Genomic DNA, 14,554 nt, shown 5'->3' with positions numbered 1-14,554 from the left:
AGGGCGGCACATAATAATGAAGCAAACGATTCTAGTTGTTGGCTCTGGTGGCCGTGAACATGCAATTGCGCGTGCTTTTTCAAATAGTCAGTCGGTAAAGAAAGTTTTTGTTGCACCAGGTAACCCAGGCATGCTCCTGGATAAAGCGGACATCATCGAATGTGTGCCAATTGCTGTGACAGCTGTTGAAGAGTTAGCAGCTTTTGTGATTGAACATGAGGTTGCAGTGACTTTTGTTGGACCAGAACAACCTTTAGAGTTAGGGATTGTTGACTATTTTGAACAACGTGATTTAGCAATCGTTGGGCCTTCGAAAGTTGCTGCTCAACTAGAAAACTCGAAATGGTTTGCTAAGAAAATCATGGCGGAAGCTAATGTTCAGACAGCTAAATATCAGTATTTTGCCGCTAAAGACCATCAAGAGGCTCTAGCATACTGCTTAGAAATTGGTTTACCTTGTGTCATTAAAGCCGATGGTTTAATGGCTGGTAAGGGTGTTGTGATACCTGAATCATTAGATGAAGCTAAAGAGACGCTTGAAAGAATGATGGTGGATAATGATACGTCGGTTCTAATTGAAGAGTTTTTAACTGGCACGGAGTTTTCACATTTTAGTTTAGTCAATGGCGAACATATTATTTCGCTGGGTAGCGCCTGTGATTATAAACGTGTGTTTGACGCTGATAAAGGTGCAAACACTGGAGGAATGGGGGCCTTTTCTCCGGTTCCTTGGGTGGATCAACAATTAAATCAACAAATTATTGATGAGATTGTCTTGCCAGTTGCTAAAGAAATGGTCCGTCAGGAGACACCATTCACAGGTATCTTATACACAGGTATTATCCTAACTGATAAAGGACCTAAAGTGATTGAGTTTAATACTCGCTTGGGTGATCCTGAGACACAAATCTTGTTGCCTTTATTCGAATCAGATTTCAATGAAATTATTGAGGCGCATTTAAGTAAACAAGTTTTTGAGATTGAACGTAAACAGCAAACAAATCTAGGGGTTGTGTTAGCAGCGGCTGGTTATCCAGGAGTTTGTAAAACAGAAATACCACTCTCTGTTCCAGAAAAACTAACGACTCATGTTTTATATGCGGGTGTTGGAGGCGAAGCAGACGCTTTGCATTCGACAGGTGGACGCATTCTGATGATGACAGCTAGTGGCGCAAATCTAGAGGAAGCGCGCGATAATGCTTACCAACTATTAAGTCAGTTAGAGATTGAGGATACATTCTATCGTCAAGATATTGGTTTACACCGTGAATTGAAGGAGGGGATTGAATGACACAGGCGACTGAAGTTGCAATTGTAATGGGCAGTATTTCTGACTGGGAGCAAATGCAAGGTGCCAGTGAATGGTTGAAAGACTTGAACATCAAACATGATTGCCAAGTAATTTCTGCTCACCGCATGCCCATCGAAATGATGGAGTTTTCAAAAAATGCTGCTGATAAAGGTTATAAAGTAATTATTGCAGGGGCAGGTGGGGCAGCTCATCTACCAGGCATGATTGCATCGGCAACCACGCTACCAGTCATTGGCGTACCAATTAAATCAAGTACCTTGAGTGGGATGGATTCTCTGTTATCAATTGTGCAAATGCCAGCAGGTGTACCGGTTGCTACTATGGCAATTGGTCCAGCAGGAGCGAAAAACGCAGCGTTGATGGCGGCCAGAATTCTTGCGACAACTCAAGTTGAGATTCGCCAGGCGCTTGAAGCGTTCCAACAAAGTCAGCATCAAAAAGCAACAGAAAGTAGTGAACAGCTATATGAGTAAACTAATTCATCCAGGCGCAAGGATAGGCATTATCGGAGCGGGACAACTTGGTAAAATGCTTGCTCAATCAGCTCAGAAAATGGGTTACAAAGTTGCTATGTACGATCCTAATCCAAGCTCGTGTGGCTTTGCGGTGGCTCATTCGAAAACAGTCGCTGATTTTTCAGATCGTGAGCAGTTGATGGCTTTTGTCCAATCAGTGGATGTTGTGACGTATGAGTTTGAGAATATTGATGGCGAACTTCTTCAAGAATTAGCCAATGTAGGGTACTTACCGCAAGGGACGCAGTTGTTACTGACTACCCAAGATCGCTTGAAAGAGAAAGCTTGGTTAAAAAGCATCGATGTTAAAACGGTCGATTATTCGCCCGTCTCATCACTTGCTGATATTGATATTAACCAACCAAGTTTGTTGAAAACTAATCGATTGGGTTATGACGGAAAAGGTCAATTCTTATTGAAAGCAAGCGATGCTTTTGCTGAGTTAGAAACTGAAATTGAAGCTTTATTAAATGAGCATACGATGATTCAAGAAGCTTTCTGTGACTTCGAGTATGAAGTCTCTGTGATTGTTGCCCGTGATACAGCAGGAAAGATTAGTGTTTTCCCACCGAGTATCAACCAACATGTCAACGGCGTTTTGTTTACTTCAGATGTAAACTCAGCGTTTGATAAGGAATTAACTGACAAAATCAATCAAATAGCAAATAAGATTGCTGAAGCAGGAGCATTAGTCGGTGTCTGTGGCATTGAATTTTTTGTGACAGCCGATGGACAAATTCTTGTCAATGAATTAGCGCCAAGACCTCATAATTCAGGACATTATACGATTGAAGCGTGTAATGTGTCACAATATGACCAACATATTCTGGCGATTACGGGGCGTTCTTTAATGGGAATTCGCTTGTTGGAAAACTCATTAATGGTGAATATTCTAGGTCAACACATGGGTCAATTAGATGAGGTAATGGCACTTTATCCGGATGCAATGTTACATATCTACGATAAAGGCGAAGTTAAAACACAGCGAAAGATGGGACATTTTACATTCTGTGCTTGTGATAGCCAGAGTTTATTAAATTCAGATTTTCTACAATCATGGCGTCAGCAGTTTTAAAAGGAGAATGAAATGAAACTAATCTATCAAGGTAAAACGAAAGATATTTATAAAGTTGAAGAATTAATCTGTTTGAAATTTAAAGATGATGTCACCGGTACTGATGGAAAATTTGATCCAGGTGCTAACCAAGTTGGCTTATCAATTGCTGGCATGGGGAAATTGAATCTTGAAATGACAACTTACTTCTTTGAGTCATTAGCAAAAGTAGGGATTGCAAGTCATTATGTGAGTGCTGATTTAGAAGCGAATACGATGATGGTCAAACCGCTTGAAGTTTTCGGGCAAGGTTTAGAAGTGATTACAAGATATCGTGCAACAGGTTCGTTTATTAAACGTTACGGCGCATATGTTGAAGAAGGCCAAGCCTTAGATGCTTATGTTGAACTAACGTTAAAAGATGACGTACGTGAGGATCCTTTAGTGACATCTGAGGGCATCGTGGCTTTAGGCGTCATGACGCAAGCGCAATATCAATCACTGCTTGCATTAAATGTCGAAATTGCTGAGTTTGTTAAAGCTGATTTAGCCGGGAAGGGTTTAGAAATGTATGACCTTAAACTAGAATTCGGCTATCAAGCAGATAATCCAGATGAAATTGTCTTAATGGATGAGATTTCTGGCGGCAATATGCGTGTTTATCAAGGAGAGACTTTGCTCACTCCATTAGAATTAGCTGCATTTTACACTGAACAATAAGATTGAGAGGAAAAAGATGAGTAAATTTATCGTACTACCCGCAAATGATTCAAGTTTCTTGTTGAAAGAAGCTCATAACTTTTTAAACTTGCCAACATTAGAGGCAGTGAAACAATATGAGGTATTTGAAGTATTAGCTGATGAAGAGTTAAGTGCTATTCTACCTTTAATTCCTGGTGGAATTTTAGTCGATGACTTATCTGCATTTAACAATGCAACAAGTTTTAGATATCGCCAAGTATTAGGTCAATATGATGAAATTCAAGAAATGACGCAACGTTTAGTCAGCAACTTGCGTGATCATAATGTGACGTTATTCCATTCAAAAATCATGGACTTACCAGGTTTAACTGAGGAAGCAATTAACCAATTTAAAGCTTACTATTTAAATGAAACTGAAGTTGAAGAAGTATCATTTGAAGCGCTAAATTATGATATGGGTATTTCACCAGCAACAGATTTAGAAAAAGTAGCAGGTTTCAACGACTTAGACGAAGCTGGTTTATTAGCTTTACTAGAAGATTATTCGATGGATTTATCTGATATTAAAGTTGTTCAAGCTTACTTCCAAGAAGAAGCGATTGAACCAACTGTTTTCCAATTAAAAGTCATTGATACTTATTGGTCAGACCACTGTCGACATACAACCTTTATGACAGAATTAACCAACATCCAAGTCTCAGAAGGCGATTATCAAGCGGCAATTGAAGCGACAATTGCTGAATATAATCAAGTTCGCGAAACTGTCTTTGGAGAAAGACTATCAACAAGACCTGTGACATTGATGGATTTAGCAACAATCAATACGCGTGATGCAAAACGTTTAGGTTTATTAGACAACTTAGATGAATCAGATGAAGTTAACGCTTGTTGTATCCGAATTGAAGTGGACGTTGAAGGGGAAGCAGAAGATTATTTATTATACTTCAAGAACGAAACGCATAACCACCCAACTGAAATTGAACCTTTCGGTGGCGCAGCGACTTGTATTGGTGGTGGGATTCGAGACCCTCTATCAGGTCGTAGTTACGTTCATCAAGCAATGCGTATCACAGGGGCTAAAAATCCAACAACTTCTTATGATGAAACACGCGCAAGTAAATTACCACAACGTGTGATTTCTCAAAGAGCTGCTCAAGGCTATTCTGATTATGGTAATCAAATTGGACAAACTGCAGGTTATGTACGCGAATATTACCATGATGGTTTTGAAGCAAAACGTATGGAGTTAGGCGCTTTAGTTGCGGCTGCACCCGTTGATCACGTTGTGCGTATTAAACCAGATCCTTCAGACTTAGTGATTCTATTAGGGGGACGTACTGGTCGTGATGGTTTAGGCGCTGCAGTGGGGTCATCGATGGTTCAAACTGAAAAATCAATGGAGTTACAAGGCGCAGAAGTTCAAAAAGGTAACCCAACAATTGAACGTAAAATCATTCGTTTATTCCGTCAACCAGAAGCAACAACATTAATCAAAAAATGTAATGACTTTGGTGCCGGTGGTGTTGCTGTTGCGATTGGTGAATTAGCCGATGGCTTAATTGTTGAATTAGACAAAGTACCTACAAAATATCCTGGTATGGATCCATGTGAAATTGCGATTTCTGAATCACAAGAACGTATGGCAGTAGTAGTGGATGCTAAAGATGCTGAGGCATTTATTGCTTTAGCAGAAAAAGAAGACCTAGAAGCAAGTATTGTTGCAACAGTTACTGACTCACCTTATATGGTGATGAACTATAATGGCGAAGAAGTTTTCAGACTGAAACGTTCATTTTTAGATTCAAATGGTGGTGCTAAAGCGGCAGATGCTGTCATCCAAGCTGAGAATATTAAAGACTTCTTTAAAGATGAAAGAACAATTCTTGACCAATTAGCAGATGTGAATAACGCGAGTCAAGCGGCGCTTGCTCAAAACTTTGACTTTACAATTGGTAAAGGGACTGTCTTAGCACCTTTAGGTGGTCAAGCACAAGTCACACCTCAAGAAGGTATGGTCGCAAAAATTCCAGTTCTAGGTAAAGATACTCATACAGCTTCAGTGATGACGGTGTCATTTAAACCAGCATTAGCAACATTATCACCCTACCACGGTGCTTATTACGCTGTAGCTAACTCGGTTGCAAAAGCCGTGGCCTTAGGGGTAGCTTACCAGGATGTACGTTTAACCTTCCAAGAATTCTTTGAACGCATGACAAGTTCAACAAGTTGGGGTAAACCAACAGGCGCTTTACTAGGGGCCTTCAAATTGATGAAGCAATTAGGATTAGCAGCCATTGGTGGAAAAGACAGTATGAGTGGAACGTTTGAAGACTTAGCCGTACCACCCTCTTTAATCAGTTTCGCCGTTGCTGCTACTGATGCTCGTAAAGTCGTTTCACGTGAATTGAAAGCGACAGATTCGACATTATGGTTATTAAGCGCTAAAAGTAATCAAGATGACTTGGTAGACACGGAACATTTAATTGCCTTGTTCGAACAAGTTCAAACCTTAATCGATCAAGGAGTCGTTCGTGCTATCTCTACTCTTGACGATAAAACGCTAGAAGTTAATTTAGTCGAGATGGCTTTAGGTAATCAGATTGGTTTCGAGTTAAACTCGCTTTACTTAAACCGTAAAGTACCATTAGGCTTCTTATTAGAAGTGGCTTCTGATGTGAAGATGCCCGAACGAGCTGACCTGATTGGACATACACATGCCGAATTAACGGTAAAACTTGATGAGACTTATTCGCTCTCTGAATTAGCCGCTGCTTATAGCGCACCTTTAGCAGATGTCTTTTCTGAAGTAATACTGTGTGATGTGAGTCCTGTTGAGAAAGCTTTAACTGTCCCAGCTGTTGATTCTAAGGCGCGAGTATTGATTCCAGTGATGACAGGGGTTAATGGTGAATATGATTTATATGAGGCCTTTAAACATCATACTGAGCACGTCGATTTCTTTATTGTTAAAGAAGAACTTGCTTACACTGAATCTGTTAAAGAATTAGGTCAACTAATGCATGAATACGATGTGTTGGCTTTCCCGGACGGTTCAATTTTATCGAACCGTTTAGCTTATGGACAAGCAGTTGAGTTATTACTTGAAGACTTACAAGATGATTTAGAACGCTTTATAACAAATAAGCATATCTTGGCGATTGGTGCATCATTTGCAGGTTTTGTTCGAAGTGGTTTGATTGAATTTGGCCGCATGCAAAAGGGGACAAGTCTGACATTCAAAAGCAATCCATATGAGAAGTTTATCTCTACAGTAGTTGAAGCGAATGTTGTTCAAGAGAGTCCTTATGCAGCTTTAGGCTCGTATACGACGGCACTTGCTGGCTATTCTTTAACGCTTGAATTAGACGAAGCACTCTTTACCAAACAAATACTTTCTAAATATACACGTTTCTTTGAAGGGACAGTAGCTGTCGATGCAATGACGGATCCATCCGGTCGTATCTTAGGTGTGAACGCCAACTTTGAGCGTTTCAATCGAGATGGCCTGAATAACTTAGAGATCAATGAAGCGCCTTTCATCGCAAACTTACTAAAAGCAATTAACAAATAAACCCTCTTTATATGGACCAAAAAGGACATCGAGTCTTCTTGCATAGGACTCGGTGTCCTTATTTTTGTCTTAAAAAAGAGATCAATTCATTGCGAATTGACCTCCAAATCTTTCTTAAGTAAGTGCATGCCAGTCACGTGAACGATAGATATAGAAACCATAAACGACGACTAACATATTAGACAATAACATTGCGATCCAAATTCCCATCGAGCCTAAATCGGTAAAGATGCCTAAAGCCCAAATGATTGGTAGGCGTAAAGCCCACAAACGACCAACTGACAGATACATCGCATATTTAGTTTGACCGGTTCCTTGGAAGAAACCATTAAGTGCTGAAAACAGTCCCATAAAGAAAATAATAAAGGCTGAGAAGTACAGATATTCGATGGCTTGTGTCCATAATTCAGGATCTGAGCCCCCTTTAATAAAAATCGACAGAATTTGGTAACGGCCGATTAAAACAGTTAGTGAACTGATTAATGACAGAGCGAGAATTAAGTAAATTGCTCGCTTGAAAATCGCCTTAGCACGATCAAAATTTCCTGAGCCAATATTCTGTCCGACAATCGAGGTCAAAGCAGCGCCAATCCCTAATTGGGGTTGATTAAGTAAGTCAGTAATGCGGTTGACCATAGAGTAAGCCGCTAAAGTGTTCGTTCCGTATGAAGCAATAAGACCATTAAGCACCGTAAAACCAAGCGCAGAACCACCATAACCCATTGCGGAAGGAAAGGCCACTTTACTAATGTTCGTTAGAATCTGACGATCCACTTTGACTTTACGAACGGAAACAGAAATTTCTGAATATTTATGGACAATCCGTATGCCTAGAAGGTATAAGGCAATCTTCGAAATGACGGTTGCGTATGCTGCACCGACGATGCCCATGTTGAGACCAGGGAGTCCTAACACATTATCAAAGATAAACAATGGATCAAGAATCACATTAGTAAGCGAAGAAATAATGCTGATAATTGTAATAGATTTTGTTTGACCTTGGGCATTTAAAATCGCCTGATAGCCAAAATATACGAAATCGAAAAAAAGACCAATGAAATTAATCTGTAAGTAAATGACCGATTTTTCATAAAGACCGTCACGTGCACCCATCCAATAAATTAGACTGGGTGTCGCCAGGTAACCAATCAAAGCGGCCAGAAAGCCGAGTATTAGCGACAATAAAATGGTATTGTCTGCATAGTGTTTAGCCGATTGATAATGATTGCCACCCATTTGTTGAGCAATTAAAGCAGTGGCGCCGATCCCGATCCCCATACCAACAGAAATGAACAAGAAATTGAGAGGCCAGACAAAAGCTGTCGCCGCAAAATCTTCAGCAGAAATTTGTGCCACGAACAGTCCATCCGTTAAATTATATAAAGTTCGCACGAGGTTATTAAGCATAAGTGGAACTGAGATACTTAAAATGACTTTATTTAAAGAGCCTTGCGTTATAAAATTACGATCAAATTGTTTGTTTTTCATTTTTATCACCGCTTGTCATTATACGCCAACTTCAAACTGAATGCGAGATACTTTCAACTTATTGCTATCAAAATACGAACTCAAATTATTCTACGACTTTATGAATATTATCCATTGTAAAACTTATAAAAGTGTGGCAGCATATGGCACACTTCTGGTGTTCAAGTCATTGACATGCTAAACTAGAAAGACAAAATAAGGAGGAAGATGTCATGCAAGCAGCAAATTATTGGATAGAAACACTTGAACTATCTGCTCATCGAGAAGGGGGATTTTATCGTCAAATGTTAAAGTCACCAACAACTTATTCAGATACAGCCTGTAATAGGGGCGCACGCGCACTCTATACGAGCATCTACTTTTTATTGACAGACGAGAACCCTTCACGCTTTCACCGTCTAACAGCAGACGAAGTGTGGTATTATCATGAAGGTGCTCCTTTGACGATTCACTTAATTCACCCTGATGGCCATTATGAACAAATCATCTTAGGTAAAGAAATAGAAGCTGGTCAACACTTGCAAGCTGTTGTACCCAAAAACGTTATTTTTGGCTCGTCCGTTGAAGCAGATTATGCTTTGGTTAGTTGCATGGTAGCGCCTAGTTTTGAGTATGAAGATTTTGAATTATTCAAACGAGCTGATTTACTAAAGATATATCCAGAACATGCCGAAATTATTACACGCTTAACGACCGATTAATCTAAGTTCACTCATATCAAGCTGGCTGTTTTTGACTGCTATTGCTTAGGTAAGGTGACCATTAAAGTATGTGTCTAGTGGATATTTGGAAAAATAGTGTTGTTTTTGGACGGTGGCGCGCTACTAATAGTGTCGCTCAAAGTGGTTAAATGGCATATTTTCCGAAGAAAAGATTAAATTTTTATGAGGTAAGCGTTTTAGTTTGAATATTTCTTTTTCATTCCTTGTTAAATGCGTTATAGTAAAAGGTGGAACATTACTGATTGGTTTTGTGATGGAGGTGTTCGTGATGAAGGAATATTCTTATCCGTTGGATCCGGATTGGTCGACTGGCGAAATGGTTCAGGTGATTGATTTTTTATCGGCGGTTGAAATGGTTTATGAAGCTGGGATTGATGTCTTGGAGTTTCAAGCGAAACATCGTAGCTTTAAAGAGGTTGTGACGAGCATTAGTGGTGAAAAGCAATTGGATAAGGCTTTTCAGGCTGCTTCTGGTTATTCGATTTATCGCGCAGTAAAGCATATGCGCGAGTTGTTGAAAGATACAGATGTGAGTCAGTTAGCGCCAAAGGCGCGCAAAATTAAATTATCTTAGGAGGATTTGATGTTTGATTATCAGATGCATAGTCGTATTTTAGTCTGGATGGAGACGGCTGCTGAAAATTTAAGGTTGTCTCATCAGCGTGATTTGCAGGTTCAACAGAAGAAGGATGCTGCTGATTTAGTTACTGAGATGGACAAAGCAACGGAGTTGTTTTTCGTTGAGAATATTCAGGAGCATTATCCGACTCATCGAGTGATTGGTGAGGAAGGGATGAGTGATGTGCCTGTTACGGATCTATCGGGTATCGTTTGGGTCATTGATCCAATTGATGGTACGTTAAATTTCGTTAAGCAGAAGAGAAATTTTGGTATTATGTTGGCGGTTTTCAAAGATGGTGAACCTCAAGCTGGCTACATTTATGATGTCATGAATCATGATTTTTATTATGGGATTGTGGGCGAAGGGGTTTTCTTAAATCATCAACGTTTAGAGCCAATCATGATTTCATCAATCAGTGAGGCTTTGATTGTTGGTAATGTCGGTATGTTCGCAACGAATCGTGGCAATTCTTTAGCTTTATTGACCCATTCTTTAGGTGCGAGGTCATATGGTGCTGCTGCTTTGGAAATTATTTCAGTCATGAAAGGTGAGGCGGCTGTTTATTTTTCTGCTGGTCTGCAACCTTGGGACTTCGCAGCGGGGTGGGCTATTTTTACGGCTCTAGGTTTTAAAGCAACGACACCTGATAATCAAACATTGAATCTACTCAAACGCTGTCCAGTGGTTTTTGCTAACCCAACTGTACATGCACAAGCAATGCAATTACTCAAAGAAACGAAAGAAATAGGGGAAATTAATGAAAATTCGTAATGATATTCGTAACATCGCAATTATTGCTCACGTTGACCACGGTAAAACATCTTTGGTCAATGAACTACTAGAACAATCCAACACAATCGATGCTCGTACTGACATCGGAGATCGTGCAATGGATAATAATGATATTGAGCGTGAGCGCGGGATTACAATCCTGGCTAAAAACACGGCGGTAGATTACAAAGATACACGTGTGAATATCTTGGATACACCTGGACATGCGGACTTCGGTGGTGAAGTTGAGCGTATTATGAAAATGGTTGACGGGGTTATTCTTGTCGTTGATGCTTATGAAGGGACTATGCCTCAAACGCGTTTTGTATTGAAAAAAGCGTTAGAACAAGGGTTAACTCCTGTCGTAGTTGTTAACAAAATTGACAAGCCTTCTGCTCGTCCTGAAGAAGTTGTGGATGAAGTATTAGAATTGTTGATCGAATTAGGTGCAGATGATGATCAATTGGAATTCCCAGTTGTTTATGCTTCTGCTTTAAACGGAACTTCAAGTGTCTCTTCTGACCCTGCTGATCAAGAGCATTCAATGGACGCTATCTTTGATGCTGTATTGGAACATATTCCAGCACCAGTAGATAACAGTGAAGAGCCTTTACAATTCCAAGTATCGTTATTAGATTATAGCGAATACGTTGGTCGTATTGGAATCGGTCGTGTATTCCGTGGGAAAATCAAAGTCGGAGATAACGTTACATTGATCAAAATCGATGGTTCAACTAAAAACTTCCGTGTTTCGAAAATTTTAGGTTTCTTTGGTTTAGACCGTGTTGAAATCAGTGAAGCTGTTGCAGGTGACTTGATTGCATTATCTGGTATGGATGATATCTTCGTAGGAGAAACTGTTACAGCAACAGATGCTCAGATCGCGATGCCAGTTTTACATATCGATGAGCCAACAATTGAGATGACTTTCTTAACGAACAACTCACCATTTGCTGGTCGTGAGGGTAAATATGTAACGTCTCGTAACTTGCACGATCGTTTAATGCAACAATTACAAACTGACGTTTCATTAAAAGTAACACCAACTGATTCACCAGATGCTTTTGTTGTCGCGGGTCGTGGTGAGCTTCACTTATCAATTCTAATCGAAAACATGCGTCGTGAAGGTTATGAATTCCAAGTTTCACGACCAAAAGTGATTATTCGTGAAATTGATGGTGTTCAATGTGAGCCGTTCGAACGCGTTCAAATTGACACACCAGAAGAATACATGGGTTCAATCATTGAAGCGTTAGGCCAACGTAAAGCTGAAATGGCTGACATGATAAACACTGGTAACGGTCAAATTCGTTTAGTATTCTCAGTACCAGCTCGTGGTTTAATTGGGTTCTCTACTGACTTCATGTCAATGACTCGCGGTTACGGTATTATGAACCATACTTACGACGAGTACCGTCCAATGATTAATGCAAGTATTGGTCGTCGTCGTAACGGTACATTAGTATCGATTGATAATGGTCAAGCAACCACTTACAGTATCATGAACTTAGAAGACCGAGGCACAATCTTTATTGAACCAGGTACTGAAGTTTACGCTGGTATGATAGTTGGGGAGCATAACCGTGAGAATGACTTAACTGTTAACGTGACAAAAGCGAAGCAATTAACTAACGTTCGTTCGGCGAATAAAGATCAAACATCAGTCATCAAACGTCCACGTAAAATGACTTTAGAAGAGTCATTACAATTTATGGATGAAGATGAGTATTGTGAAATTACACCAGAAAGCATTCGTTTACGTAAGCAAATCTTAGATAAGAGTGCACGTGAAAAGTCTGCGAAGAAAAAAGACTAATTAATCAATATACCTTTGGATGCTTTTTTTTTAGCTCATCCAAAGGTCATTTTTATATAGTGGAGGCTTAAATGAAAAAATACTATGGAACAATAATATTATTAGGTGTAGCAGTGATTTGGGGATCTGGTTTTGTAGCCAGCGCCTTAGCTTTAAATACGTACAGCCCTTTTCAAATATTGGCATTACGGTTTACCTTAGCATTTTTAATCCTGCTAGCAAGTAATATTTCGCGCTTGTCTGTGCTAACTTGGTCTAAATGGCGTCAAGGTGGTCTAATTGGCCTGTTTCTCTTCTTAGCTTTTGCATTCCAGACAATCGGCTTACAATATACGACAGCCTCTAAGAATGCTTTTTTAACCGCTACCAACATCGTGATTATTCCGTTTTTAACTTGGTTTATATTAAAAAGACCATTGTCGTGGAATGCAGTTATAGGAGCGAGCATTACCCTAGGTGGAATTGGATTACTCTCACTGAATGGTTCACTTAATGGCATTAATTATGGTGATGTCCTTACATTGATTTGTGCGTTATTTTTCGCTTTACAAATTTTCTATACAGAATTTTTCGTGAAGAAGTTAGCGACTTGGGAAATTATGTTTATGCAGATGGGAGTCGCTGCATTACTGTCTTGGGTAATGGTGGCATTTGAAGGGGACTTAGCACTTGATTTGAGTCTTCAAGCTTTATCACCGATTATTTACTTAGGCTTATTTAGTACTTTGATTGCCTTTGGCTTGCAGACATATGCCCAACGTTTTACGACCAGTAATCAAGCCTCGCTGATTTTATCGACGGAGGCATTTTTTGGAATGATAGCGGCTGTAATTATTTTAAATGAAGCTCTGACTGCTAATCTTTTAATTGGAGCGTTTTTTATTTTACTGGGGATTTTAGTGGTTGAGTTAAAACTTTTTAACTTTAAGCAAGATTACCTAAGCATTGATGAGAACATTAAAGACTAATGGAATAAATGAGCAAGTCTTTTGAATTTATTCTAGTAAGTGTTATAATGAAGGTGTATTAAAAATTAGGAGGAATTTAATTATGGCTTTTGAATTACCAAAATTACCTTATGCTTATGATGCATTAGAACCAGCAATTGATGCACAAACAATGGAGATTCACTATACTAAACACCACAACGCGTATGTGACTAACTTAAACAAAGCGGTTGAAGGAACAGATCTAGCACACAAATCTATTGAAGATTTAGTAGCTAATTTGAATGATGTGCCAGAAGATAAACGTACAGCTGTACGTAATAATGGTGGCGGTCATTTAAACCACACTTTATTCTGGGAGCAATTACAAGCACCATCAGATGCTAATGAAGTACCTGCAGAATTTGCAGCTAAAATAGAAGCAGCTTTTGGTTCAGTTGACACATTTAAATCTGATTTTGCTGCAGCAGCTGCCGGTCGTTTCGGCTCTGGTTGGGCATGGTTAGTGTTAGATAACGGTGAGTTAAAAGTTACATCCACTCCAAACCAAGATAACCCAGTTACAGATGGTCAAACACCATTATTAGGTCTAGACGTTTGGGAGCATGCTTACTACTTAAATTACCAAAACCGTCGTCCAGACTATATTTCAGCATTCTGGTCAGTTGTAAATTGGGATGTTGTTGTTGAACGTGCAAACGCGTAATTTAACAATTAACTAAGCGATAAAAGTCGGGGCACCTTAGGGTGATCCGACTTTTTGTGTTTAACCAGCGAATGTAATCATTTAGACCCTGTGAGGATTATTATGATTAGGTGACGTTGAATTAAGTGGTCTAATACCATGTGGATAATTTGAGACGGTGATTTGGTGAGCTAATACCATGAAGTAATTTTACGACATTGAAATAACTGTCATAATCAAAACGTAGTGACAACCTCTCTATATTTTAGACTCTAATAATATAAATTAGATTATGACAGTTGCCCATCCGTCTTTGATAAGCGATTATTGGGTATTTAATCTTTGAAGA

Annotated in this window: 12 protein-coding genes; 11 read left to right on the top strand and 1 reads right to left on the bottom strand. The window is 39.4% G+C overall.

Annotated elements, in window-relative coordinates; translation table 11 throughout:
* Positions 1-16 precede the first annotated feature (16 nt).
* Genes purD through ACTQ45_RS08330 form a run of 5 tightly spaced genes read left to right on the top strand, consistent with a single transcriptional unit; the run spans position 17 to position 7,154 of the window.
* Positions 17-1,291: a phosphoribosylamine--glycine ligase gene (gene purD, locus ACTQ45_RS08350; protein ID WP_441752810.1), complete on the top strand. Its 1,275-nt coding sequence runs from the start codon at positions 17-19 to the stop codon at positions 1,289-1,291.
* On the top strand, positions 1,288-1,785 hold the full coding sequence (gene purE, locus ACTQ45_RS08345; protein WP_441752809.1) for a 5-(carboxyamino)imidazole ribonucleotide mutase: 498 nt from the start codon (positions 1,288-1,290) through the stop codon (positions 1,783-1,785). The genes purD and purE overlap by 4 nt, the downstream gene beginning before the upstream one ends.
* Positions 1,688-2,902, top strand: coding sequence for a 5-(carboxyamino)imidazole ribonucleotide synthase (gene purK, locus ACTQ45_RS08340; RefSeq protein WP_441752808.1), 1,215 nt, complete (start codon positions 1,688-1,690; stop codon positions 2,900-2,902). Before purE ends, purK begins: the two co-directional genes overlap by 98 nt.
* 12 nt (positions 2,903-2,914) lie before the next feature.
* Positions 2,915-3,601, top strand: a complete 687-nt coding sequence (locus ACTQ45_RS08335; protein WP_441752807.1) for a phosphoribosylaminoimidazolesuccinocarboxamide synthase — start codon at positions 2,915-2,917, stop codon at positions 3,599-3,601.
* 16 nt (positions 3,602-3,617) lie between these two features.
* Positions 3,618-7,154 (top strand): phosphoribosylformylglycinamidine synthase, encoded by a 3,537-nt coding sequence (locus ACTQ45_RS08330; protein ID WP_441752806.1) that lies wholly within the window; start codon positions 3,618-3,620, stop codon positions 7,152-7,154.
* A 114-nt stretch (positions 7,155-7,268) separates the two neighbouring features.
* Here ACTQ45_RS08330 and ACTQ45_RS08325 read toward each other — a convergent pair whose 3' ends face one another.
* Positions 7,269-8,642, bottom strand: a complete 1,374-nt coding sequence (locus ACTQ45_RS08325; protein WP_441752805.1) for an MATE family efflux transporter — start codon at positions 8,640-8,642, stop codon at positions 7,269-7,271.
* A gap of 212 nt (positions 8,643-8,854) precedes the next feature.
* Between ACTQ45_RS08325 and ACTQ45_RS08320 the strand changes: the two genes are divergently transcribed.
* The 6 genes from ACTQ45_RS08320 to ACTQ45_RS08295 all read left to right on the top strand — a co-directional run bounded on the left by ACTQ45_RS08320 (position 8,855) and on the right by ACTQ45_RS08295 (position 14,226).
* Positions 8,855-9,343, top strand: a complete 489-nt coding sequence (locus ACTQ45_RS08320) for a cupin domain-containing protein (RefSeq protein WP_441752803.1) — start codon at positions 8,855-8,857, stop codon at positions 9,341-9,343.
* Positions 9,344-9,632: 289 nt separating this feature from the next.
* A complete protein-coding gene (locus ACTQ45_RS08315; protein WP_441752801.1) occupies positions 9,633-9,938 on the top strand; it encodes a UPF0223 family protein in 306 nt (101 codons plus the stop codon).
* Between the two features lie 9 nt (positions 9,939-9,947).
* Positions 9,948-10,757 carry an inositol monophosphatase family protein gene (locus tag ACTQ45_RS08310; protein WP_441752799.1) on the top strand — a complete coding sequence of 270 codons (810 nt, stop codon included), beginning with the start codon at positions 9,948-9,950 and terminating at the stop codon, positions 10,755-10,757.
* Positions 10,744-12,573 (top strand): translational GTPase TypA, encoded by a 1,830-nt coding sequence (typA, locus tag ACTQ45_RS08305; RefSeq protein ID WP_441752798.1) that lies wholly within the window; start codon positions 10,744-10,746, stop codon positions 12,571-12,573. The genes ACTQ45_RS08310 and typA overlap by 14 nt, the downstream gene beginning before the upstream one ends.
* A gap of 71 nt (positions 12,574-12,644) precedes the next feature.
* On the top strand, positions 12,645-13,541 hold the full coding sequence (locus tag ACTQ45_RS08300) for a DMT family transporter (RefSeq protein ID WP_441752796.1): 897 nt from the start codon (positions 12,645-12,647) through the stop codon (positions 13,539-13,541).
* A gap of 82 nt (positions 13,542-13,623) precedes the next feature.
* Positions 13,624-14,226 (top strand): superoxide dismutase, encoded by a 603-nt coding sequence (locus tag ACTQ45_RS08295; protein ID WP_441752794.1) that lies wholly within the window; start codon positions 13,624-13,626, stop codon positions 14,224-14,226.
* Positions 14,227-14,554 lie beyond the last annotated feature (328 nt).

It is taken from the genome of Fundicoccus sp. Sow4_D5 (genome assembly GCF_052116365.1).
GTDB lineage: Bacteria > Bacillota > Bacilli > Lactobacillales > Aerococcaceae > Fundicoccus.
Note: the sequence above shows the minus strand (reverse complement) of the source record. Positions and strands in the feature narration are given on the sequence as shown.

Bases quoted from the DNA above. Each gene is read 5' to 3' on its own strand.
- purD (WP_441752810.1), top strand. From the start codon at position 17: ATGAAGCAAACGATTCTAGTTGTTGGCTCTGGTGGCCGTGAACATGCA.
- purE (WP_441752809.1), top strand. From the start codon at position 1,288: ATGACACAGGCGACTGAAGTTGCAATTGTAATGGGCAGTATTTCTGAC.
- ACTQ45_RS08335 (WP_441752807.1), top strand. From the start codon at position 2,915: ATGAAACTAATCTATCAAGGTAAAACGAAAGATATTTATAAAGTTGAA.
- ACTQ45_RS08330 (WP_441752806.1), top strand. From the start codon at position 3,618: ATGAGTAAATTTATCGTACTACCCGCAAATGATTCAAGTTTCTTGTTG.
- ACTQ45_RS08325 (WP_441752805.1), bottom strand. From the start codon at position 8,642: ATGAAAAACAAACAATTTGATCGTAATTTTATAACGCAAGGCTCTTTA.
- ACTQ45_RS08320 (WP_441752803.1), top strand. From the start codon at position 8,855: ATGCAAGCAGCAAATTATTGGATAGAAACACTTGAACTATCTGCTCAT.
- ACTQ45_RS08315 (WP_441752801.1), top strand. From the start codon at position 9,633: ATGAAGGAATATTCTTATCCGTTGGATCCGGATTGGTCGACTGGCGAA.
- ACTQ45_RS08310 (WP_441752799.1), top strand. From the start codon at position 9,948: ATGTTTGATTATCAGATGCATAGTCGTATTTTAGTCTGGATGGAGACG.
- typA (WP_441752798.1), top strand. From the start codon at position 10,744: ATGAAAATTCGTAATGATATTCGTAACATCGCAATTATTGCTCACGTT.
- ACTQ45_RS08300 (WP_441752796.1), top strand. From the start codon at position 12,645: ATGAAAAAATACTATGGAACAATAATATTATTAGGTGTAGCAGTGATT.
- ACTQ45_RS08295 (WP_441752794.1), top strand. From the start codon at position 13,624: ATGGCTTTTGAATTACCAAAATTACCTTATGCTTATGATGCATTAGAA.